This window comes from Ruthenibacterium sp., assembly GCF_017421385.1.
Lineage (GTDB): Bacteria > Bacillota > Clostridia > Oscillospirales > Ruminococcaceae > Ruthenibacterium > Ruthenibacterium lactatiformans.
This window is the reverse complement of sequence record NZ_JAFOIN010000070.1, coordinates 25,100-47,912: the sequence shown is the minus strand read 5'-3', so window position 1 is coordinate 47,912 and position 22,813 is coordinate 25,100. Positions and strand designations below refer to the sequence as shown.

The window sequence follows — 22,813 nt, the reverse complement described above, 5'->3', positions numbered from 1 at the left end:
CTGTGCAGCGCCCGCCTGCTGGAGACCTTCCGGGGCGGGCGCTTTTTTATTTGACGCCCCTTGGGGGACGGCGGAAAAGGAGGATGCGTTTGTACATATTCGAAACTGCCGTGCTGACGCCGCGTCAGACGGAACAGGTGCGCGCGCTGGAGCAGGCCGCCTGCGCACCCGAAGCGTTGGAGAACGGGGCATGGCTGTCCAACGAGCTGAACTTTGACCGCGCGCTGCCATGCTTTTATCTGGCGTGGCCGCAGGACGCGCCCGGCCCGGAGGATGCACCCGCCGCGTTTTTGACATTGTTTCTGCCCACGCGGGAACAGGCGGAGGTGGTGGCTTTTACCCATCCGGCCCACCGGCGCAGGGGATACTTCAAGGCGCTGTGCGCCCGTGCCGCCGCACGGTGCCGGGCAGCGGGCATTCCGGAATTTTTGTTTGCGGTGGAGCCGCGCTCCGCAGGGGGGCGCGCCGTGCTGGAGACAACGCCCGGCTGTGTATGGAGCCATTCGGAATACCGGATGGAATATACAGGTCCTGCGCCGGTGCCTGCAGGACGGTTGGCACTGCAACGTGTGGACGCGGACGGCGCGGAACCCTACCGCCTGTTTCTGGAAAATGATATGGGTGAAGCGGATGTGGACAACTATGTGGCGGCATCGGTGGAAAACCCGGAGCGCGCGGCTTATCTGGCCATGCTGGACGGCGCGCCCGTGGGCATGTTTCACATCAACCTGGGGGAGCATCCCGGCCGGGCGTTTTTGTATGGTGTAGGCATTTCGCCCGGACGGCGCGGCCAGGGGCTGGGGCAGGAGCTGATGCTCCTTGCGCTGGCGGAGGCCCGGGCCATGCGGGACGGCGTAGTGCTGGACGTGGATTCCGGCAACGCACCCGCTTATCATATCTACCAAAAGCTGGGCTTCTGCGTGACGTTCCAGGTGGATTACTTCCGTGCGCCTGTGCGTGCCGGATGAGAAGCGGGCGCGGAAAATAAATTTGCAGTTTTGCTTGACATTTTGTGCTAAATAGTATAAAATATCAATAAAGAACCATATCCTTCCCTTGAACGAGGGAGTAAGTAAGGAGCCCATTATGGAAAAACGCAACACCATCCAGAAGCAGCTTGTGCTGGACGCCGTGTTTCGTCTTGCCAACCATCCCACAGCGGAGGAGGTCTATGCCGAAGTGGCGCGCAGCCATCCCACGGTAAGCAAGGCGACGGTATACCGCAACCTCGGCAGCCTGTCTGAGGATGGCCTGCTGCGGCATATCAAGATGCCCGGCGGCGCAGACCGGTTCGACCATATGCTTTTGGAACACCATCACATCATATGCACCCAGTGCGGCTGTTTCGCAGACGCACCCGCGTCCGGGAGCGCTGCGCTGGACGAGGCCGTGGCACGCCAGACCGGGTACTCCGGTGTTTCTCACGACATTGTGTTCCGCGGCTTGTGCCCGGAGTGTGCCAAAGCGGGCAAGGTGTAAGTCCGCGCTGATTTTGCCGGAAGCCGCGCTGCGGCTGTACATAAAAATCACATGATAGAAGAAGGAGCGTAATAAGATGGAACTGAAAGGAACAAAAACCGAAAAAAATCTGTGGACCGCGTTTGCCGGTGAGAGCCAGGCCCGCAACAAGTACACGTTCTATGCATCCAAGGCGCGCAAAGACGGTTATGTTCAGATTGCAAAGATCTTTGAAGAGACCGCTGCCAATGAGAAGGAGCACGCCGAGCTGTGGTTCAAGGCGCTGCACGGTGACGCCATTCCCGGCACGGCCGACAACCTGCTGGACGCCGCCGAGGGCGAGAATTACGAGTGGACCGATATGTATGCCCAGATGGCGAAGGACGCCAAGGAAGAGGGCTTTGACCACCTGGCTTTCCTGTTTGAAGAAGTGGGAAAGATCGAGCGTGAGCACGAAAACCGCTACCGCAAGCTGCTGGCGAATGTTGAGGGCGGCCTTGTGTTCTCCCGCGACGGCGACATGGTCTGGCAGTGCTCCAACTGCGGCCATATCGTCATCGGCAAGAATGCTCCCGAGGTGTGCCCCGTCTGCGCGCATCCGAAGGCATATTTCCAGCTCAAGGCCGAGAACTACTAAGCCTTACAGCGGCTTCAAAAGCCCACATATCCCGCAGGCGGCGGCAGGATTTTTCCTGCCGCCGCTTTTCTGTACCATTCCGCCAAATGCCTGCATGCCCTTTTTTTGGCCGGCCAAATGCGGTATACTATAAAAGACTGCCGAAGGCTGTTTTGTGTGGATGGCTCCGGGGGCGGGAGACGGCCCCCAAAATAGCCTGTAACTATTTTTTATTGTGGATTAGCAAACAATGGCAGCGCTTGCTGCAGAAGGGGGCGGAGCTTTGTGCTGCGGCTGATATTGGGTATTTCAGGCACGGGCAAAACAGGCCGTGTGCTGGCCGAGATGAAGGTGCGCGCCGCCGCGCGGCGGCGCAGCATCCTGCTGGTGCCGGAACAGTTTTCTTCCTCTGCCGAGACGATGGTGTACCGCTCTTTGGGCGATGCGTTCAGCGCCTGTGCGGAGGTATACAGCTTTACCAGCTTTGCTGAGCTGGTGCTCAAGACCTTTGGCGGCGCGGCGGTGAAAACGCTGACGGACGCGGCCCGGGCCGTTGCGGTGCGCCGTGCTATGGATACGCTGGGCGACGAGCTGCAGGCCTACCGCCGTCACCGGCGCAGCACGGGCTTTTGCAGCATGTGCGCGGACGCCATCAAAGAGCTGAAAACGGCGGGCGCAAGCCCCGAGACGCTGCTGGACGTGGCCCGCACCGCGGGCGAGGACGGCGGCAAGCTGCACGAGCTGGGATTGATTTTCGCCGCCTATGAGGCGTTGATCGCCGGCTCCGCCATGGACCCGGCGGACCGTATTTCCGCCGCCGCGCTCCGGCTGGACCCGGCGTTTTTGGCGGACAAAGCCGTTTTTATCGACAATTTCGACGGCTTTACTGCACCGGAATACCGCATGCTGGAAAAGCTGGTGGAGGCTGAGGAATGCACTGTCACGCTGTGCTGCGACGGCCTTTCGGACAACGAAGCGGGCCTTGGCTTGTTCAGTCCGGTGAAAAAAACGGCGCAGAATCTACGGCGCATTGCAGGCAAGCAGAGCGTGGAGATCGCCGCGCCGCATGTGATGCAGGAGGATTTTCGCCACAAGAACGCCCCGGGCCTTGCGGCGGTCAACCAATGCCTGGCTTTCGGCGCGCCGGAAGCGCCGGAGCACGCGGGCTTTTTTGTCACGCCTGCCGCAGGTGTTTACGCCGAGTGCAAGGCCGTAGCCTGCCGCATCGCCGCGCTTGTGCGCGAACGGGGGCTGCGCTACGGCGGCGTTGCGGTCATCTGCCGCGAGATGGACGCATACGCCGCGCCCCTGCAATATGAATTTGCTCTGGCAGGCATCCCCTATTTCACAGACGAGACCACCAGCCCCGAGCACACTGCGCCGGCCGCTTTTTTTACGGCGGCGCTGTCGCTGCTGTCGAAAGGGCTTTCCACCGAGGCGCTCCTGCGCCTGCTCAAAACCGACTTGTGCGGGTTTGCGCCTGAGGAAATCGCGGTTTTGGAAAATTACGCTTACACCTGGCAGCTGAAAGCGGCCGACTGGCGCGCCCCTTTTGAAAAGAATCCGGCGGGCTTCGGCGCGCAGATGACGGATGAGGACAGGGCGGCTCTGGCCCGGGCGGAGGCTCTGCGCGCGGAAGTTGTGCCCCGTGTGGAACGCTTTCTGGACGCGGCGCGGGGACAGACGGCAGCGGGCATCTCCAAGCAGCTGTATCTGCTGCTGGATGCTTTCAGCGGCGCGGAGCACACCGCACAGGCGGCCGCCGCGTTTGAGCAGGCGGGCGACCCGCTGCGCGCCCGCGCACTGTACGCCACTTGGGAAAACATGATGGATCTGCTGGGCCAGATGGAGCAGCTTTTGGGCGGGGACGAGGTGACGGCAGCGGAATACGCCGAGCTGTTCGCGCTGCTGCTGCACGAAGCGGACCTGGGCCATGTTCCCGAAACGCAGGACGCGGTCATCGTGACCACTGCGGACCGCATGCGTCTGGACAGCCCGGACGTATGCTTTGTGCTGGGTGTGAGCGAGGGCAAGTTTCCAAAGCTGCTGGGCGCGAGCGGCCTGCTCTCCCACGCGGACAGGGATCTGCTGGTGCAGGGCGGCGTGGAGATGCCCGGCAGCTATGAAAACCGCACGCTGCTGGAACAGATGTTCTTTTACCGCGCTTTGACGGCGCCGGCGCAGGCGCTGTATGTCAGCTTTGTCCCTCCCGAGGCGGGCGGCGCGCCGTTGAGCGCGGCGATGGAGCCGCTGGTGGAGGCACTGGCTCCTCCGGCAGACGTACTGGACGAAGCCCAGCGCGCACCCACACCGGCCGCCGCCCTGGACTTGTTGGGAGCTGCCTACCGGGAGGATACGCCTCAGACCGCGGCGCTGGAGGCCGCTCTGCGCCGCCAGGACACGATGGCGGAGAGCCTGGCCGCCATGGAGCGCGCCGCACGGCCCGCGCACTTTTTCGCGCGGGAGACGCGCCCTCTGGGGGCGCTTTTGGGCGACAGGCTCACGCTTTCACCCACGCGTGTGGAACAATATTACCGCTGCCGGTTTTCTTACTTTCTGCAGTATGTCCTGCGCATTCGTCCGCGCAGACGCGCGGAGCTTTCTCCGCTGGAGAGCGGCAGCCTGGTGCATTATATCCTGGAGCACGTGATGCGCCGCGCGGGCGCGGAGTTCCCGCGTCTTGCGCCGGAGGAGCTGGCCCGGCTGGCCGGCGAGGTGGCCGACCAATACGTGGCCGAAAACATGCCCGCCGCAGGGCGGCGCTTTGCCTATCTGGTGGAACGGCTGAAGCGCGGCGTAACGCGTTTGTTGGCATATCTTCAGGCGGAGCAGGCCCAAAGCCTGTTCCACCCGGCCGCCTTTGAGCAGGAGATCGGAACAGGGGAGGGCGCGGTTCCTCCGCTGACGCTGCGCACGCCGGACGGCCGTACCGTGCAGGTGCAGGGCAAGATAGACCGTGTGGACGTAATGGAGCGGGAGGGCAGGACCTATCTGCGCGTGGTGGATTACAAAACGGGAAACAAAGCATTTAATCTGGACGAGGTGTATTGCGGCCTGAACACGCAGATGCTGCTGTATCTGTTCACGCTGCGCAGCAACGCGGCGCAGGTATACAAAAACCCCGTGGCCGCGGGCGTGCTGTATCTGGCCGGGGACCCTGTGCTGAAAACCGGCTCCCGTGCCGAGGCAGCGGCGGCCCCGGTGTACAAGGTGGACGGGCTGGTGCTCAACGACGAACTGGTGGTGCGCGGCATGGACCGGGACGCCACGGGCATGTTCGTACCGTTCGCCTTTGGAAAGGACGGCGCGCCCCGCGCCAGCGCCAAGCTGGCAAGCCTGGAAAAGCTGGGCAATATTGAAAAGCATCTGGACGCGCTGGTGGTGGAGATGGCCCGGGGCCTGTACGCGGGTGAAATAGACGCGGTGCCCCTTCGCACGGCGGCCTACTGTCCCTGCGACGTATGCGATTACCGTCCCGTCTGCCTGCACGAGGACGGGCGGGGCGAAACAAGCGTGCAGGCGCCGAAGGATGTGTTTGAAACGCGTGCGGACGCGTGCAAAGCACAGGGGGAGGGAAATATATGAGCGCGCCGAAATGGACGCCGGCCCAGCGCGCCGCCATCGAGGACCGGGGCGGTACGCTTCTGGTCTCGGCGGCGGCAGGCAGCGGCAAAACAGCGGTGCTGGTGGAGCGCGCGGTGCGGCTGATCACCGATGCGGCACATCCGGTCGCGGCCGACAGGCTGCTGATCGTCACCTTCACCCGCGCTGCGGCCGAAGAGCTGCGCGGGCGCATCGCGGTACGGCTTGCGGCCGAGGCGGCCGCGCACCCCGAGAGTGCGTACCTGCGCCGTCAGCGGCTGCTGCTGGGGCGCGCCAACATTTGTACCATCGACGCATTCTGCATGCAGCTGCTCAAGCGCTATTTCGCGGAGCTGGGCCTGCCGCCGGATTTTGAGCTGGCGGATGACGCAAAGGCCTATACGCTGCGCCAGAACGCGCTTTCCGCCGTGCTGGAGGAGCTTTATGAGGACGCGGATTTCTGCGCGTTTGCCTCACTGTACGGCCGCGCCCGCAGCGACGCCAGCGCCGCTGCCGCGGTGTTGGGGCTGTATGATTTTTCCCGCACGCTGCCCCATCCCGCAGCGGCGCTGCAAAGCATCTGCGCAGCCTACGAAAGCGGACAGCCGTTGGGCCAAACGGCATGGGGCCGTACATTGCTGGAAAACGCCGGGCGGGCCGCGCGCAGCGCACTGCGCCTGCTGGATGCGGCGAAGGGCATCGTCGCGCAGGAGCCGGAGCTTGCCAATTATGCACCGGCGCTGGACAGCGACGCGGCGTTTTTCGCGGCGCTGCTGGAATACATCGGCGCGGGCCGGTGGGACAGTGCGGCTGTTTATACGGCCGAATACAAGCCGCCCGCGTTCAAGGCTGTGCGCGGATATCAAAGCCCGGGAATGAATGCGGTGAAGGCGCTGCGCGCCGCCGCCAAGGACGCTGCGGAGCGTTTGAAAAAAGATGTATTCCTGTGCACGGAGGCCGAATTTGAAGAAGACCGTGCCCGCATTGCGCCTATGGCTGCGGCTCTGGCCCGTGGAGCAAAGGCCTTCGGAGCGCGGCTGTACGAAGATAAGCTGGCGGAAAAGGCATTGGAGTACAGCGATTTTGAGCATTTGGCACTGGAGCTGCTGTGCGGTGAAAACGGCGAAAAAACGGCTGTGGCCCGCACGGTGTCCCGCGGGTTCGACGCGGTGCTTGTGGACGAATATCAGGATACCAATGCCCTGCAGGCGCTTTTGTATCAGTGCCTCGCCAACGACGACGGCTCCAACCTGTTTTTTGTGGGCGACGTGAAGCAGAGCATTTACCGCTTCCGTCTGGCCAGCCCGGAGATATTCATCGGCAAGCGCGGCGGTTTTGCGCCTTATACGCCCGGCGGCCCTCACCCGGCCACCGTCACCCTGGGCCACAACTTCCGCAGCGCGGGCAATATCATCGACCAGATCAATGATGTGTTTGCCTGTGTGATGAGCCGCACAGTGGGCGACGTGGACTACAACGGGGACGAAATGCTGGTGCGCGGCGCGGACGACGGATACGACGGCGGCCCCATGGAGCTGGATATTGTGGACATGAGCGGCGGCGACACCGCCCTGGGAGACGCGGGCGCGGTGGCGGATGCGGTGGAGCGCCTGGTGAAGGAAGGCTTTGCCGTGCGCGAAAAGGGCGGCGGCACGCGGCGGTGCGGCTACGGTGATATCTGCGTGCTGCTGCGCAGCCGTGCGCGGTTCGGCCTTTATGCGGCGGAGTTCGCGCGGAGGGGCATTCCGTCCTTTGCAGACACGGGCGAGAGCCCTCTTACGTCCACGGAGGTCTCTCCCGTGCTTTCTCTGCTGCGGGTCATCGACAACCCCGGACAGGACGTACATCTGGCCGCGGCGCTGGTATCGGTGATGTTTTCATTCACGCCGGACGATTTGACGCGTCTGCGCCTGCTGGCCCCGCGCGGCAGCCTGTACGCGGCGCTGCTGAAAAGCGAAGAGCCAAAGGCACAGGCTTTTCTGGAAACGCTGCGGGCGCTGCGGCGGCTGGCCGCCACCGCGTCCGTGGAGGAGCTGTGCGGCGAGATATTCGCCCGCACGCATTACTTCGCGGCTGTGGGCGCGATGGAAAACGGCCCCGCCCGGCGGGAGACGCTGCGGGCGTTTACGGCCTGGGCCGCCGGTGTGGACCGGGGCGGCGCGGGAGGGCTGGCCGCGTTCCTGCGGGTGGTGGACAGCGCGGTGGAAAGCGGCGCTGTGCAAAGCGGCGGCACGCCGGTGCTGCCGGAGGGGGCGGTTTCCATTATGACCATCCACCGCTCCAAGGGGCTGGAATTTCCGGTGGTCATCCTGGCGGACACAGCCCGGCGGTTCAATCTGCGCGATACCTCCAACCCGGTGCTGTTCCACCCGTCGCTGGGGCTGGGCATGAACCTGCGTGCGGACGGCGACGGCGGGCTGTATTCCACTGTGCCCCACCGCGCGGTGCGTATGGCGCAGCGCAGCGAGGCCGTCAGCGAAGAAATGCGCATCCTGTATGTAGCGCTCACCCGCGCCCGGGACAAGCTCATTGTTACGGCGCCGCTGCAAAACCCGGAAAAAACACTTTCAGCGCTGGCAACCACGCTGGCGGGCACGGGCGGAGCGGAGCCGTACACGCTGTCACAGGCGCTTTCGTTCAGCGAATGGCTGTGTACGGCCGCGCTGCTGCACCCGGACTGCGAAGAGCTGCGCAAATACGCGGGCGGCGCATTGCTGCCTGTCTATGCGGCGCGGGGGCATATGCGCGCGCGCGTAGTGCCCGCGCAGCCCGCCGGGCAGGCGGCGGATGAGCCGTCTGCCTTTGTGCGCACAGCCCGGCCGGACGCAGCGCTGCTGGAACAGCTTTTGCAGAATTTCGGCGCACGGTATGAAAATGCGCCGTTGTGCACGCTGCCCGCAAAGCTGAGTGTTTCAGGCCTTGTCCATGAGGGCGCGGCCCCGGTTCTGGCGCGCCCGGCGTTCCTTTACAAAGAGGGGCTGACAGCGGCGGAACGCGGCACGGCGCTGCATGCGGCGCTGCAGTTCGCGGACCTTGCCGCTGCGGCAAACGACCTGTCCGGCGAGGTGGCGCGCCTTGTGGAGGGCGGCTGGCTGGACGCAGCGCTGGCAGGGCAGCTGGAGCTGCCGCGCATGGCCGCATTCCTGCAAAGCCCGTTGGCGGCACGCATGCGCGAGGCTAAGAAGCTGCTGCGCGAGTACGATTTTATTACGGCGGTGCCCGCGAAGTTCGTGGACGATACGCTGCCCGAACCGTTCGCGCACCAGCCTGTGCTGGTGCAGGGCATTGCGGACGCGGTGCTGGTGAATGGGGATACGGCGGAGATCGCGGATTATAAAACGGACCGTGGCAAAACGCCGGAGCAGCTTTTGCAGGCGTATGCAAAGCAGCTTCTGCTGTACCGGGCAGCTGTGGAAAAACGTTTGGGCGTGCGCGTGGAGCGGTGCACCATCTATTCCTTCAGTCTGGGGAGGGAAATACCGGTCCCGCTGGAGGCGGCTCGCGGCGAATGATTTTTGCGCGCCCTTATAAATTCCTTAGAAACGGCGGATATACTCGTTCCAGCAACAAAAAAGAGGAGTGTATCTGTTTGGAAAACACAATGCAAAAAACGGGGCTGCGCCGTGGCCTTACCACTGCGCAGCTGAAATGGATCGCGCTGGTGCTCATGGTGCTGGACCATATCCATTATTTTTTCGAGTTCACAGGCGCGGTACCGCTTTTGTTTTCGCAGCTGGGGCGGCTTTCTGCCGGGCTGTTTCTGTTCTGCCTGATCGAGGGCTTCATCCACACCCATGACAGACGGCGCTACTTTCTGCGCATTTACCTTGTTTCCGTGGGCATGGGAGCAGTGCAGTTCTGCTGCATTCTGTTCGATTTCTGCAGGCGTCCCGACGGCTTTTATCCGATGAACCAGATGCTGGCGACCTTTGCCGTTCTGCTGCCCATGCTGCAGGGTGTGGACTGGCTGCGGCAAAAGCGGTGGCTGCGCGGGCTGGCCGCATTGGTGCTGCCTTTCGCCTGGCCGTTTTTCATGCTGATGGTGATATATCCGATGTTCCCGCAGGCGGAAGGTTGGCTGACGCTGCTGGGCTTTACGGCGCTGCCCATGCACACCATGATCATGGACGGCGGCACGCTGTTTATCCTGTGCGGCCTTCTGATGTATTTGTGCCGGCTGAAAAGCACGAAGCTGGAGGCGCTGGCTTTCGCCGCATTTTACCTTCTGGTGTACGGAAGCACGGCGGTGCTTTACCCCGGTGCGACGTGGGATTTTATCTTTAATCAGGCGTTCGAGTGGATGGGCGCGTTTTCAGCTGTGTTCATGCTGCTGTACAATGGGCAGCGCGGCGCCTCCGGGCGCGGCGGCAAGTATTTCTTTTATGTGTTCTATCCCGCGCACGTCTATGTTTTGTACGGGCTTTCGTGGCTTTTGTATTTATGGATGCAATGACTGATTGAAATGGTGGCGAGACTGTGGCACACATTCTGGTGGTAGACGACGATGCGGACATGCGCGCGCTTGTGCGCGGCGCATTGGAGCGGGACGGGCATGCCGTAACGGCGTTGGCATGCGGAGCGCAGGTGACGCCGGAGCACTGCGCCTGGGCGCACTGCATCCTGCTGGATGTGATGATGCCCGGCGAGGACGGCTTTGCCACCTGCGCGCGCATTCGCGCCCTGGCAGGGTGCCCTATCCTGTTCCTTACCGCAAGAGCGGAGGAAACGGACGTTCTGCGCGGACTGGGCCTTGGCGGCGACGATTACCTGACGAAGCCATTTCGCGTGGCGGAGCTGCGCGCCCGTGTGGCGGCGCATCTGCGGCGGGAGGCGCGCGTACCCACCCGCCGCGTGCGGCGCGGTGCGTTTGATTTCGACCTGGCTTCCAAAACGCTGTACTACGGCGATGCGGCGCTGCCGCTGACGAAAAGCGAATACGCCATCTGTGAATATCTGGCCACTCACGCGGGACAGGTGTTCAGCAAGGAACAGATCTACGAGGCGGTATTCGGCTATGACGGCTGTGCGGACGATTCCGCCGTCACCGAGCATGTGAAAAACATCCGCGCTAAATTGAAAGCGGCGGGCGGCGCGCCGATCGAAACGGTGTGGGGGATCGGGTACAAATGGAAAAACGAAGAAATGTGAGCCTGGGTGCGCTGCTGTGGCGCTATTTGATATTGACAGGCGTTTCGGCAGCAGCACTGGCGGCGGCATGGTGGATAACGCTCATGCTGCTGATGAACGCGGGTTTTGTGCTGCCCGCTCGCACGCAGAGTGACCATGCCTCGGACGCGGCGGCCGCAATGCGCCTGCAAGGCAGCTTTGACGCATCGCTGGCAGACGAACTGTGCAATTATGTTTATTTCGCCCCGGACGGCACAGTGCTGGAGACGAACCTTTCCGGCCGTCGGCTGGCGGACGCGAAGGAGGCCCGGCGGACGTTGGAGGGAGGGGCGTGGTTTTACCAGCGTGTGGATTTCAGCGATGGGTCGCTGTGCCTGTTTCAGTTCGATTACAGCGTGCTTTACGGCAACGAGGCCCTGCGCGGCGTTCTTCCGGATTTTGAGCTTGCCAGCCTGGTGCTGCTCGCCGTGGTGCTGGTGACAACGGTAACGCTTATCACACGGCATTACACGCGCAGGCTGCGCCGTGCAGCGGATAAGCTGGCCGCCGCCAGCGCACGCATTGCGGAGGGGCAGCTGGAGGGCGGAGATTTTTCCTCGGCGGGCGTGCGGGAGTTGGACGGTGCAATGGACGCCATGCGCACGCTGAAGGAGAACCTTTCCGGTTCTTTGCAGGCCCAGTGGCGTATGGAGCAGCAGCGGGCAGAGCAGATGGCCGCGCTGGCGCATGACCTGAAAACGCCGCTCACGATCATCGGCGGCAACGCCGAACTGCTGGCCGAGGACGCGCTAAGCGACGCCCAGCGCGCGAATGTGGATGCCATTTTGCGCAATACGCGCTACGCGGGGGAATACATTGCCTCGCTGAGGGCGCTGGCTGCGGGTGCGGACAGTGCGGATACGGTAAAAAACCCGGAGCCCGCTGCGTCGGACGGCGCGCAGGAGCATGCCGCTCCGCAGGAGACGGAGCGGGTCTCCCTGCCGGAGTTCCTGGCTGAGATACAAGCCCAGGGCCAGGCTCTCTGCCGGGCGCGGGGCTGTGTATTTCGCCTGCTGACGGATGGAACGTCCATGCTGCCCATGCGCCGGGCGGAGCTGCTGCGTGCGTTGGTGAATCTTGTGGAGAATGCCGCGCGCTACACGCCGCGGGGCGGGGCAGTAACGCTGGAAAGCCATGTGAGGCGCGCCCCGGACGGCGCGGGCCGTGCGGTGTTCACCGTACAGGACACGGGGCCGGGCTTTACGCCCGAGGCGCTTGCCAAAGGCATGCAGCCGCTGTACACAGGCGAAAAAAGCCGCCCGCAGGACGGCCATATGGGTCTGGGCCTGACGTTTGCCGCCGATGTCGCCAGGCGTCACGGCGGCGCGCTGGCGCTTCGCAATGCGGTCGGCGGCGGAGCGGTGGCCGAGCTTTCATTTCCCGTGTGGGGATGACGCAGACCCTGTGTACAGCAAAAGAAGCCTCCCGCCCTGCGTATGGCAGGGCGGGAGGCTCAGACTGTCGAAAAAGGCAAAGAGGTAAAAGAAACGTCCGGGGAAAAAGCTTGAAAAAGGGGTGGTGAACCCCTTTTTCATTTAAAATAACTCCGCGCCGTGCGCGGCGAACGGGGCCGCAGGCCCTGTTCGTAGGCAGCTTGACGAAAAAGCGCTGCTTTTTCGTCAAGCTGAAAGAGCGCCGTGCTTTTGCGAAAGCACGGCGCTCTTTTGGCTTTTTGAGGGGTGCGGCAGTCGTGTCTTTTATTCTTCCACGCGCACCATACTGGGATAGATCTTAGCGAGGCGGCTGTCGGGGAAACGGTCGTCCAGCACCTGCTGCCAGGCGTGCGTTGCGGGGACGCCTTCATAACGCTGGCTCTGGCGCAGCACCGCCGCGCCGCTTACAAGAGAGTTCGCAAGCATAAATGCGATGAGCACCCAACTGATGACGACACCGTAGGTTTTGGAAACGCGCCGTTCGATAAAGCCGTTCAGCCGTGGAAATACCTCTTTCACCCATACCAGCGCCAGTGCGCCCCAGAACAGGCAATACAGCAGATTGATGCGTCCGTTCAGGTTGAAAGGATACCCGGTATAGTCCCAACTCACGGTGCCCAGCACGGTTTCCTGCAGCCAGCTGCAGAAATACTCGAAGGCGCCTCCGATGATGGAACCGCCGATGAAGATCCAGCGGTCGCTTTTTCCGATGAACGGATGCAGGCAGACGGTGAGCAGCACCGCGCCGATGCCGTAGATCAGATTGAAAGGCCCCCACACGAGGCCGGTGCGCTGTGAAAGCCTGCCGGAGGCGATCCAGCAAAAAATAGTCTCGATGACCACTCCCAGGAAACAGCAAAGAAAAAACACCCAGAACAGCTTATAAAAATTAAGGCCGTGGGCAAAATGGCCGGGAACCCCGGCCAGGTCGCGCGCGATCTGTTCGTCGTGCGCCTGTTCCCGTTGGAGCGTGCGCGCCTCCTGAAGATCCAGCCGGGTCAGCTTTTCTTCCAGCTTTTTGCGGCGGCGAGCAAATCGTTCTTGTGTTGTCACGGTCGGTTCCTCCTCTTTTACGCAATAAAAGCAGTATATCACAGTATTCTTATTTTGTCGAAGAAATGTTTATGCGCAAAAGGAAAAGACATCCGGCGGAGAAACACAATTACCTGTTTTCACGCTTCTGCTTGGGGCTTTCACGCGGGGAGACTTGTGTCCCGGCCCGGGCAAGACTATGATTTTTTCAGGAAGAGCGGCGGTATGCGTGTTTTGCGCTGCGAGGTGCAAACAGGGAGGTTCGATATGAAAAGGACAGGCTTGGCTCTGCTGGGGCTTGTAATTGTACTGGCTTTTTTGCCCGCACCGTTTTCGGTGCATGCAGCCGGACACGAGTGCACACGGCCAGTGGCGAGGGTAACTGCTTTGGACCCGCTGAGCGGCGAGGCGTGGAATTGGGTCCTGTGGGACGAGGAAGCCGTGTGGATATCCCGTACACAAGAAACTGCATCCGACGGCTCAAAGATGCGTAGGGAGGTTGTTTGGACATTCGATTTGGGGCCGTTTTTGCGGGAGACTTTTCCGTCTGATGAAGCGCCGGCAGCAGATGCGAAAGTGTGGCTTGTTGTCAGGACGGAACACTCGGACGGAACATCCGGCAAAGTCATAGAAACCCATTCTTCATACACATTTGTGGATGCACAGGGTGGGGCGTACCGTCCAGGCTGCACTGTGCGCTGGAGCTCCGGCAGCCTGGGGGAAAATGGAAACTTCTACCCTACGTTGAGCCAGGCTGGTGAAGGGCTGGAAAATGACGGGCCGTTTCGCGTTTTGCATATCGGTTAACGTCCCACGCTATTTGTGCTTGTTTCTACGGCTTTTGGGAATATGTTGCCGAAATCTGGAAATCAGGGTAAAATGATAGGGCGCGGACAGGAGATAGGAACGGTTGCTGCTGTTTTTCCATAACGGGAGGACAGCAAAAAAGCAGTGCAGACAAGATGCCTGCACTGCTTTGGACTGGGTGACCGGATTATTTTTTCAGAGCGGCCGGCTTCTTGGGCTGATAATGCAGGCCATAGCAACGGTCATTGGCGCCGATCTTGGCGGCTTTGCCGATGAATTTGGAGCATGCTTTGAAGAATCCCTTTTCACATTTTTTCATGATGTACCTCCTGTTTTTGATTGGGTGAATGGTTTGCGGGGGAATCCCATAAGGAAATGTATACCGCAAATCTGCTGCGGGCGCAAGGGAATCTGCGCGAACCCCGGTCTGAAACGCGCGAAATCATCATTTTTGGTAGGAGAGGGCTCAATGCAGGTGTTCATTGCGGAAGATAATTATTATGAATTGGAAAGACTGCGGCGGCAGGTTCAAAGCTGGGGAAGCCGGCATGGAGGCGTCAGCATCACGGCTGTGCAGTGCGTGGCGGAAGTGGGGCCGGCGGATTTGCGTACATACGATGCCGTTTTTCTGGATGTGGAACTGCCCGGGAAGGACGGATTCGCTTTTGCGCAGGAGCTGCGCGGTGCGGGCTGTTCGGCGGATATCGTGTTTGTTACGAACCATCCGGAGCTTTCGCTCAAGGGCTATACAGTGCACGCACAGGACTATATCATCAAGCCCGTGGAGCAGGAACGCATCGACGCTGCAATGGATTATATCGCCAGGAATTGCCGTCTCAAAGAGCGCAGGAGCATCGTGCTGCAGCGCGGTATTTCCCAGCAGGACAGATACTTCCTCACAGAAATACTGTATGTGGAGGCAAGCAACCACAGCAGCATCGTTTATACATACGATAAAACGCAAAGCTATGCGCTCACATTTGCGCAGATGGAAAAACTCCTGCCGGCAGAGGATTTTAAAAAGTGTCACCGCGGCTATATCGTCAACCTTCATGCGGTGAAGGGCCTGCGGCGGAATAGCATCACACTTGTTGACGGCAGGGAGATTCTGGTAAGCACGACCTATTTTCAAAGCGTCAAGGACGCTCTGATTGCTCTGAGAGGAGGGCAATGATGGAGAATATCCTGTGGAATACATGGCAGTATTTAGTGGATGTGTTCGACTGCTTTTTGATCCTGTATCTTTTCCGGAAAATGATGCGGACACGTCTCCGGCAGCCCAAGTATTATTATCTGTTCCTTCCCGTGCTGGCGGCGGTGCTGTTCGCCTGTAATTGCTGGCTCTCCGGGATGATAGGCCTTGGTGTGATGACGTGCGTCTACGCCGCGTTTTCGCTTTTGCTCTTTCGGGGAACGGTGATGATGCGCCTGTTCTGGCCCGCATTTTGCTCGGTACTCTTTTTTTCAATCGACTTCATATACAGCAGCGCGCTTTTGATGTTTTTTCCGACGATCGACCCGTATACTTATTTTTCGGAACAGTCGGCATTCTTCATGGTCAATACGCTTGCCACGAGGCTGCTCATTGCCACAGCCGTGGTGCTTGTCACACGCAAGGCGTTCCGTCTCACGCTTTCCTGGCGGAATTGGATGCTGTCTGTGTTCATCCCAGCGGTGAGCGGCGTTATTATGCTGCTTTTGGAACCGAATTTTATGGTGCCGGGAGTGAACGACGGCCTGTTCCTGCTGGTGGCGGTTCTGTTGTTTCTGGTGAATATCCTGTGCCTGTGGCAGACGGTCTCGATTTCCCGCTACACGGCAATGGCGGCGCGGCAGGAAGCCGAGCTGAAGCTCAAGGGCCTGGAGGATACGCAGTATCAAAATCTGCTGGATACGCACAAGACCCTGATGGGTTGGCGGCATGATTTCTTCAATCACCTTTCCGTCATCGGACAGATGATTCAGACAGGCAGAGGCGATGAAGCACTGGGCTATATTGAAGCGCTGCGTAATAAAACAAATGAGAGCTCGACGATGGTGAACTCCGGGAATCTGGCTGTGGACTCCATTCTGAACGCGAAACTTCCTGCCGCAAGAGAAAACGGCATTCGTGTATCCCTACGCCTTGAGGTGCCGAAAATGAAGACCGATCCAGTGGACCTGTGCACACTGCTGGGCAACCTTTGGGACAATGCTTTTGAGGCGAATATGTATCTGGAGAACCATTCGGAACGGTTTATTCGGCTGACGGTGCGCCCATCCGATTTCTTTTGCAGTATCCATATGGAAAATCCCGTTGCACCGGGCCGCGAGGAGCAGGCGGAAAGCCATGAAAGCACCAAACACCTGCCGGGCCACGGCCTTGGCGTGGGGCAGATTAAGAAAACCGTGCAGAAGTACGATGGTGTATACTCCCTGCGTTTGGCACAGCCCGGGCGGTTCGTGGTCGATTTGCTGCTGCCCATAGACGCGGCCGCTCCGGTGGAGCAGGTGTTTGTATGGGAGAGCGCGAAAGAGGCGCTGGTATGATTGACAGATTTGCTGACTGGTTTGCGGGGGTCCTGCTGGAGAAGGGCGTGATCACCGAAGATGAGTTGGAGGTACAGGTATACGGCATCCAGACCATACTTTCCAATCTTTTGAGCTACGGTGTGGTGCTGGCGGTCTCTTGGGCTTTCGGCGTACTGCCATTGTCCGCAGTGTTTCTTGCCGTCTATACGGTGCTGCGGAAAACAGTAGGCGGATGGCATGCGAAAACGCCTTTTTCCTGTGCGCTGTCCAGTATTGCCGTATGGGGCGCGGGGCTGTTGCTTGCGGCCGTTGCCGCAAAGAGCGCTGCACTGCTGTTTGCAGCGTGGGCGGCGGGATGCCTGGCGCTTTGGTGCAAGGCCCCTTGCGTCATGCCGGATGAAGAGGACACACGGGAACTGCGGCGAAAGCTGCGGCTGCGTACGGCCGTGGTGTGTGCGGTGGTTCTGGGTGCCGCTCTGCTGAGCATGTGGCTGTATAGCCCGGCTTTGCGCCGCGGTGCGGCTGCTGCTGTGGCGAGCGTGCCCGTTGTGGCCCTTACGATGCTGGCTGGGATACATGCCGGCCGAAATGAAAAGAATAAAATAAGAGAACGGCCGGGAGCGTTGCTCACGGCCGTTTTTTCTTCCGGTTTCGACAGCGATTTCACGCCGCTTCAGAGCATTTTCACGCAGAAACGATTGAAATGAAATGGGAGAGTGGGGTATCTTTGGATAGACAAAACAGCCGGAAAAGAATTCAGGCCGCCCGCCAGCCGCGAAAACGGCTCGAAGCAGCTTTTGCTGCAAAGCGCTTGGGCGTTTCGGCCGGGCAATGAAAGGCTGCGTGAAAGAACGGAGATGGAAACAGCGTGATATTGTACCATGGAACGACATATTCCCGGGCGAAATCGATTGTTGCGGAGGGATGGATCTATCGGACCAACGGAAACCGGGCGGTTTACCGCAATACGGAGCCGGGCTTTGTGTCGCTGGCTGCACGTCCCATCGAGGCGGCGGAATTTGCCGCCCGGGCCTATCTGAACGAACGCCTGCACAACGGCACGCAGAAGCTGGTGGTGTTCGAGGTGGATGTCAATGCCAATACCGTGGCTTTGGACAAAAGAGAAACGGACAACCCGTCCACAGAATGGGCGGTGCGTCATCCCGAGCAGACCGGGCCGTATTACAGGTGCGATACGGATCTGCCGCGCTGGTGCGTTACCCGCTGGCTGCTTCTTCAGTTCGTTTCCCCGCAGGACCGGTGGGATTTTATCGACGAGCGCATCGAACTGAAAGACGCAGGCCTGGCGGATCAGCAATGGAGGCGTTCGCTCTCCGCGCTCCAATAGGCGGGAACCCTGAGCAAATAGGCGCGTACTGTGCTCCAAAAAAACAGCGCCGGAACTGTTCCGGCGCTGTTTTGGTCAGAATCTATGCGTTTTTTGCTCAGCCGATATTTTTGCCGCCCTTGGTGGCTTTCATGCGCAGGTCGTGGTTCAAAATACGTTTGCGGATACGGATGCTGCTTGGTGTGACCTCAAGAAGTTCGTCCGGCTTCAGAAATTCCAGACTTTCTTCCAAACTGAATTTGGACACAGGCACCAGGCGCAGCGCGTCGTCGCTGCCGGAGGCGCGGGTATTAGAGAGATGCTTGGTTTTACATACATTGACGGTGATGTCCTCGCCGGCAGGGCTGTACCCAACGACCATGCCCTCGTAGACCTTGTCGCCCGGGTCCACGATCAGCGTACCGCGCTGCTGCGCATTGAACAGACCGTAGGCCACGGCCACACCGGTTTCATAGCTGATCAGGCTGCCGGTGCTGCGGGCAGGAAGGTCTCCGCGCCATTCGTCATATCCATCGAAAATGGTGTTCAGGATGCCTTCGCCGTGTGTGTCGGTGAGAAACTCACTGCGGTATCCGAACAGGCCGCGGGAGGGGATGCGGAATTCCACGCGCATGCGCGTGGAGCCCAGAGGCGCCATCTGGACAAGCTCGCCCTTACGGCTGCCCAGCTTTTGCATCACACTGCCCTGGTATTCAGTGGGGACGTCGATAACGACATGCTCCATGGGTTCCATCGTTTTGCCGTCCACCTCGTGCAGCAGCACTTTGGGCGGGGACACCTGCAGCTCGTAGCCCTCGCGCCGCATCGTCTCGATCAGGATGGAAAGATGCATCTCGCCGCGGCCCATCACGCGGAAAGACTCGCTGGTGGGAGAATCCTCCACCTGCAGCGCCACATCCTTGAGCAGTTCCTTATGCAGGCGGTCACGAATCTGGCGGCTGGTGACAAATTTGCCCTCTTTACCCGCAAATGGGCTGTCGTTGACGGCAAAGGTCATTTCGACCGTCGGGTCGTTGATCTTGACGAAGGGCAGGGGTTCGACCATCTGCGTGTCGCACAGGGTATTGCCGATGTTGATGTCCGTCAGGCCGCTGAACGCGACGATATCGCCTGCGTCGGCGGATTCAATGGGAGTGCGGCCATTGGCCTCAAAGCTGTACAGCGCGGTGATGCGCCCTTTTTTGGAGAGATCTTTGTCATGCCAGTCGCATACGGACACCTCCTGGCCCACACGGATGGAGCCGTTCTCCACACGCCCGATGCCGATACGGCCTACAAAATCGTTGTAGTCGACCGAGGAGCACAGCATCGCAAGAGGCGCGGAGGGGTTGCCCTCGGGCGGCTTGACATAATCGAGGATCGTCTTAAACAGCGGCTCCAGATTCTGGCCCTCAACATCGGGGCTGTAGCTTGCCGTGCCCGCACGGCCGGAGCAGAATACCATCGGGCTGTCCAGCTGCTCGTCCGTGGCGCCAAGGTCCATCAGGAGCAGAAGGATCTCGTCGATGACTTCCTTGATGCGCGCATCGGGACGGTCGATCTTGTTCACGGCGATGACAAGGGAAAGATTTTGCTGCAGGGCTTTCTGCAGCACAAAGCGTGTCTGGGGCATGCAGCCCTCGGCGGCGTCCACCAAAAGGAGCACGCCGTTGACCATCTTCAAAACGCGTTCCACTTCGCCGCCGAAATCGGCGTGGCCCGGGGTGTCCACGATATTGATTTTCACGCCGTCATAATAGGTACAGGCGTTTTTGGCAAGGATGGTGATGCCGCGCTCGCGCTCGATGTCGCCGGAGTCCATTACGCGCTCGGCAACCTGCTGGTTTTCGCGGAACGCTCCGCTCTGCTTGAGCATCTGGTCCACGAGCGTCGTTTTGCCGTGGTCGACGTGGGCAATGATCGCGATGTTGCGAATATTTTTCTGTTCCATAAACGTTCCGTTCCTCTTTTTTATATGTGTATTGATTTTGTCAGACATAACATTTTATAATATGTACAAGGGGATGTCAAGAAATTTGGCGGTTTCAGGCGGCTGCAGGCAAATATTTTTTGTAAAAATCGAAAAAAGAGGTTGCAATCCAGGAAACGATTTGCTATAATAACAAAGCCGCAGAAATTACGGACAGTTAGCTCAGCTGGTAGAGCACCTGCTTGACGTGCAGGGGGTCAGGGGTTCGAGTCCCTTACTGTCCACCATATCGAATGCAAAGCAAACCCGACGCCATTGCGGCGTCGGGTTTGCTTTTTGCAGAAAACAGAACAGCGTTTCATAAAGGTGTTTCCGCACAAGGAAATGTCTTTGACCTCAGCTGCGGCCGGAAGGCGGTTGCTTTACCGGCTTTCCGCCGGGCGTCCCGAAACGGTTTGGCACAAGGATACAAAATGACGGCACGGTTGTTTTGCACAAAGCGCATTCATTTTCTATGTGCGGTGTGTACGGGTTTTGTTGTATCCGTGTGGGGTTTATGGTATAATAACTCCAAGTCTGCTGCTTGCGCGGCAATGTGCATGGATGCGGTTTTTGCCGCGTTCGGCAGGTTGGGCGCGGCACAAGAAATGGGAGGGCGCGCCATGCGGATATTGGGCATCGACCCGGGATATGCCATCGTCGGCTTCGGCGCGCTGGATTATACCCGAAACACTTTTACCACGCTTCAGTATGGGGCCATCACCACAAAGGCGCATACGACCTTTGAGGACCGATTATCTGAAATTTATGATGATATGACGCAGCTGCTGGCGGCCGTCAAGCCTGACGCAATGGCCATTGAAACGCTATTTTATACCACCAACCAGAAAACGGTCATCGCCGTGGCCGAAGCGAGAGGCGTGCTGCTGCTGTGTGCCCGGCAGGCAGGCGTGCCGGTGTTCGAATATACGCCGCTGCAGGTAAAGCAAAGCGTTTCAGGCTACGGAAAGGCCACAAAAAAGCAGGTGCAGGAAATGACCAGGACGCTTTTGAAGCTGCCCGCCGTGCCCAAACCGGACGACACGGCCGACGCGCTGGCTATGGCCATCTGCCATGCGTACAGCTACCGTTCCAAACAGTATGGCGTGGCGCTGACAAAGCGCCAGCAAATGGGATATTTTTGATTTGAGCTGGATACAAGCATACAAATAAAAGATGCGCTTTGGAGCGCGTGGAAAAGACCGGAGGAAATTATGATCTACTGCCTGACAGGGAAGCTGCTGGAAAAAGCGCCTGATTACGCCGTGGTAAGCTGCGGCGGCGTGGGGTATCTGGCGGCCATCCCGTCCACTACGGCGGGCGCGCTGCCCGCTGTTGGCGATACCTGTACACTGTATACCTGTATGAATGTCACCGAGAATGATGTGTCGCTGTTTGGCTTTGCCGACAAAGAGAGCCAGACGATGTTCCGCCTTTTGACGGGCGTTTCCGGCGTGGGGCCGAAGGTGGGGCTTGCCATCCTCAGCGTACTCAGCCCGGACAGAGTTGTTTTGGCTATCTCCGCGGGAGACCACAAGGCGTTTACTGCGGCCAGCGGCGTGGGGCCCAAGCTGGGCCAGCGCATCGTACTGGAGCTGAAAGACAAGGTAGGTAAGGGGCTGGCCACGGGGCTTGGCCTGGCCGATGCTTCCGGTACGGCAGCGCCTGCAGCCACGGGCGGCGTGGCGCAGGCCATTGCCGCCCTCACAGGCCTGGGCTATACGGGCAGCGAGGCCGCGCAGGCCATTGCCAGGCTGGACCCGTCTTTGCCTGTACAGGAACTTATCCGCCTTGCTTTGCAGGGCATCGGGAAAGGAAGGTAATCCATGGCTCTGGAAACCGTAGAGATCGACAACGGTCCGCGCCTTGTGAGCCCGGAGCCGGAGCCGGAGGACTTTGACAGCGAGGCGTCCCTGCGCCCGAAAACGTTGGAGGAGTACATCGGCCAGGACAAAGCAAAGGAAAACCTGAAGATATACCTGCAGGCGGCCAAAATGCGCGGCGAACCGCTGGATCATCTGCTTTTGTACGGCCCACCAGGCCTCGGCAAAACGACCCTTGCGTGTATCGTGGCCCACGAGATGGGTGTGCAGATCCGCATCACAAGCGGCCCGGCCATTGAAAAACCCGGCGACCTTGCCGCTCTTTTGACGAATCTGCAGGAGGGCGATGTGCTGTTCATCGACGAGATCCACCGCCTGTCCCGGCAGGTGGAGGAGGTGCTGTATCCCGCGCTGGAGGATTATGCGCTGGACATTATGATCGGCAAGGGGCCGTCCGCACAATCCATCCGCATCAACCTGCCGCGCTTTACGCTGGTGGGAGCGACGACCCGTGCGGGCCAGATTACCAGCCCGCTGCGCGACCGCTTCGGCGTGCTGCTCAAGCTGGAGCTTTACTCTCCGCAGGAACTGGCGAAGATCATCCGCCGTTCCGCTTCTATTTTGAATGTTCCCTGCGAGGAGGGCGGCGCTCTGGAAATGGCGAAGTGCAGCCGCGGCACGCCGCGCGTGGCGAACCGTCTGCTCAAGCGCGCGCGGGATTTTGCCGCTGTGCTGGGCGACGGCGTGATCGACGAATCCATCGCCCGGGAGGCGCTGCAGCGTATGGGCATCGACGACACGGGCCTGGACGAGATGGACCGGGGCCTGCTGCGGGCCATCATTGAAATGTATGGCGGCGGCCCGGTTGGTTTGGAGACCATTGCCGCCGCGCTGGGAGAGGAAGCCGTGACGCTGGAGGATGTATGCGAACCGTACCTGATGCAGCTCGGCTATCTGACGCGAACCCCCCGCGGCAGATGTGTGACGCGGTATGCTTATGAGCATCTGGGCATGAAAGCGCCCGGCACCGCTGAGGCCAGCGGCCAGCAGACGCTGGACGACCTGTAAAACAGGCGTTGCGCGGAAAAT

19 protein-coding genes and 1 tRNA gene are annotated in these 22,813 nt (G+C 60.1%); 17 read left to right on the top strand and 3 right to left on the bottom strand.

The annotated features are described in order from the left end of the window. Positions 1-89: 89 nt before the first annotated feature. The 8 genes from IIY41_RS07375 to IIY41_RS07340 all read left to right on the top strand — a co-directional run bounded on the left by IIY41_RS07375 (position 90) and on the right by IIY41_RS07340 (position 12,216). On the top strand, positions 90-968 hold the full coding sequence (locus IIY41_RS07375) for a GNAT family N-acetyltransferase (RefSeq protein ID WP_009324582.1): 879 nt from the start codon (positions 90-92) through the stop codon (positions 966-968). Between the two features lie 118 nt (positions 969-1,086). Then, the gene (locus IIY41_RS07370) at positions 1,087-1,479 is read left to right on the top strand and encodes a Fur family transcriptional regulator (protein ID WP_009324581.1); all 393 of its coding nucleotides are present in this window, start codon (positions 1,087-1,089) and stop codon (positions 1,477-1,479) included. A 76-nt stretch (positions 1,480-1,555) separates the two neighbouring features. Beyond that, a complete protein-coding gene (gene rbr / locus IIY41_RS07365) occupies positions 1,556-2,095 on the top strand; it encodes a rubrerythrin (protein ID WP_009324580.1) in 540 nt (179 codons plus the stop codon). Between the two features lie 264 nt (positions 2,096-2,359). Continuing rightward, a complete protein-coding gene (locus tag IIY41_RS07360) occupies positions 2,360-5,659 on the top strand; it encodes a PD-(D/E)XK nuclease family protein (RefSeq protein WP_287400212.1) in 3,300 nt (1,099 codons plus the stop codon). Next, positions 5,656-9,168, top strand: a complete 3,513-nt coding sequence (locus IIY41_RS07355; RefSeq protein WP_287400209.1) for a UvrD-helicase domain-containing protein — start codon at positions 5,656-5,658, stop codon at positions 9,166-9,168. The genes IIY41_RS07360 and IIY41_RS07355 overlap by 4 nt, the downstream gene beginning before the upstream one ends. 77 nt (positions 9,169-9,245) lie before the next feature. Next, on the top strand, positions 9,246-10,109 hold the full coding sequence (locus IIY41_RS07350) for a TraX family protein (protein ID WP_287400207.1): 864 nt from the start codon (positions 9,246-9,248) through the stop codon (positions 10,107-10,109). 23 nt (positions 10,110-10,132) lie between these two features. After that, complete coding sequence (locus IIY41_RS07345; RefSeq protein WP_055081162.1) at positions 10,133-10,804, top strand: response regulator transcription factor; 672 nt, start codon at positions 10,133-10,135, stop codon at positions 10,802-10,804. Next, positions 10,783-12,216, top strand: coding sequence for a sensor histidine kinase (locus IIY41_RS07340; RefSeq protein ID WP_287400204.1), 1,434 nt, complete (start codon positions 10,783-10,785; stop codon positions 12,214-12,216). Before IIY41_RS07345 ends, IIY41_RS07340 begins: the two co-directional genes overlap by 22 nt. Before the next feature lie 303 nt (positions 12,217-12,519). Here IIY41_RS07340 and IIY41_RS07335 read toward each other — a convergent pair whose 3' ends face one another. Continuing rightward, positions 12,520-13,308, bottom strand: coding sequence for a putative ABC transporter permease (locus IIY41_RS07335; RefSeq protein ID WP_009325542.1), 789 nt, complete (start codon positions 13,306-13,308; stop codon positions 12,520-12,522). A 246-nt stretch (positions 13,309-13,554) separates the two neighbouring features. Between IIY41_RS07335 and IIY41_RS07330 the strand changes: the two genes are divergently transcribed. Continuing rightward, on the top strand, positions 13,555-14,094 hold the full coding sequence (locus tag IIY41_RS07330; RefSeq protein WP_009325543.1) for a hypothetical protein: 540 nt from the start codon (positions 13,555-13,557) through the stop codon (positions 14,092-14,094). A 187-nt stretch (positions 14,095-14,281) separates the two neighbouring features. On the opposite strand, the gene IIY41_RS07325 is transcribed toward IIY41_RS07330, so the two are convergent. Further along, positions 14,282-14,413, bottom strand: a complete 132-nt coding sequence (locus tag IIY41_RS07325) for a cyclic lactone autoinducer peptide (protein ID WP_009325544.1) — start codon at positions 14,411-14,413, stop codon at positions 14,282-14,284. 150 nt (positions 14,414-14,563) lie between these two features. Here IIY41_RS07325 and IIY41_RS07320 point away from each other — a divergent pair, with 150 nt between their 5' ends. The 4 genes from IIY41_RS07320 to IIY41_RS07305 all read left to right on the top strand — a co-directional run bounded on the left by IIY41_RS07320 (position 14,564) and on the right by IIY41_RS07305 (position 17,953). Then, complete coding sequence (locus IIY41_RS07320; protein ID WP_009325545.1) at positions 14,564-15,268, top strand: LytR/AlgR family response regulator transcription factor; 705 nt, start codon at positions 14,564-14,566, stop codon at positions 15,266-15,268. Next, the gene (locus IIY41_RS07315; RefSeq protein WP_082432011.1) at positions 15,265-16,623 is read left to right on the top strand and encodes a sensor histidine kinase; all 1,359 of its coding nucleotides are present in this window, start codon (positions 15,265-15,267) and stop codon (positions 16,621-16,623) included. The genes IIY41_RS07320 and IIY41_RS07315 overlap by 4 nt, the downstream gene beginning before the upstream one ends. Further along, positions 16,620-17,312 carry an accessory gene regulator B family protein gene (locus IIY41_RS07310; protein WP_287400199.1) on the top strand — a complete coding sequence of 231 codons (693 nt, stop codon included), beginning with the start codon at positions 16,620-16,622 and terminating at the stop codon, positions 17,310-17,312. Before IIY41_RS07315 ends, IIY41_RS07310 begins: the two co-directional genes overlap by 4 nt. 161 nt (positions 17,313-17,473) lie before the next feature. Beyond that, on the top strand, positions 17,474-17,953 hold the full coding sequence (locus tag IIY41_RS07305) for a hypothetical protein (RefSeq protein ID WP_256290949.1): 480 nt from the start codon (positions 17,474-17,476) through the stop codon (positions 17,951-17,953). A gap of 97 nt (positions 17,954-18,050) precedes the next feature. Here IIY41_RS07305 and typA read toward each other — a convergent pair whose 3' ends face one another. Next, positions 18,051-19,883 (bottom strand): translational GTPase TypA, encoded by a 1,833-nt coding sequence (gene typA, locus IIY41_RS07300; RefSeq protein ID WP_009325549.1) that lies wholly within the window; start codon positions 19,881-19,883, stop codon positions 18,051-18,053. Positions 19,884-20,073: 190 nt separating this feature from the next. Between typA and IIY41_RS07295 the strand changes: the two genes are divergently transcribed. The 4 genes from IIY41_RS07295 to ruvB all read left to right on the top strand — a co-directional run bounded on the left by IIY41_RS07295 (position 20,074) and on the right by ruvB (position 22,792). Beyond that, positions 20,074-20,149: transfer RNA gene (locus IIY41_RS07295), tRNA-Val, on the top strand. 375 nt (positions 20,150-20,524) lie between these two features. Beyond that, positions 20,525-21,046, top strand: coding sequence for a crossover junction endodeoxyribonuclease RuvC (gene ruvC / locus IIY41_RS07290; RefSeq protein ID WP_009325550.1), 522 nt, complete (start codon positions 20,525-20,527; stop codon positions 21,044-21,046). A 69-nt stretch (positions 21,047-21,115) separates the two neighbouring features. Next, positions 21,116-21,724: a Holliday junction branch migration protein RuvA gene (gene ruvA, locus IIY41_RS07285; protein ID WP_009325551.1), complete on the top strand. Its 609-nt coding sequence runs from the start codon at positions 21,116-21,118 to the stop codon at positions 21,722-21,724. Positions 21,725-21,727: 3 nt separating this feature from the next. Continuing rightward, positions 21,728-22,792: a Holliday junction branch migration DNA helicase RuvB gene (ruvB, locus tag IIY41_RS07280; protein ID WP_009325552.1), complete on the top strand. Its 1,065-nt coding sequence runs from the start codon at positions 21,728-21,730 to the stop codon at positions 22,790-22,792. Positions 22,793-22,813: the final 21 nt, after the last annotated feature.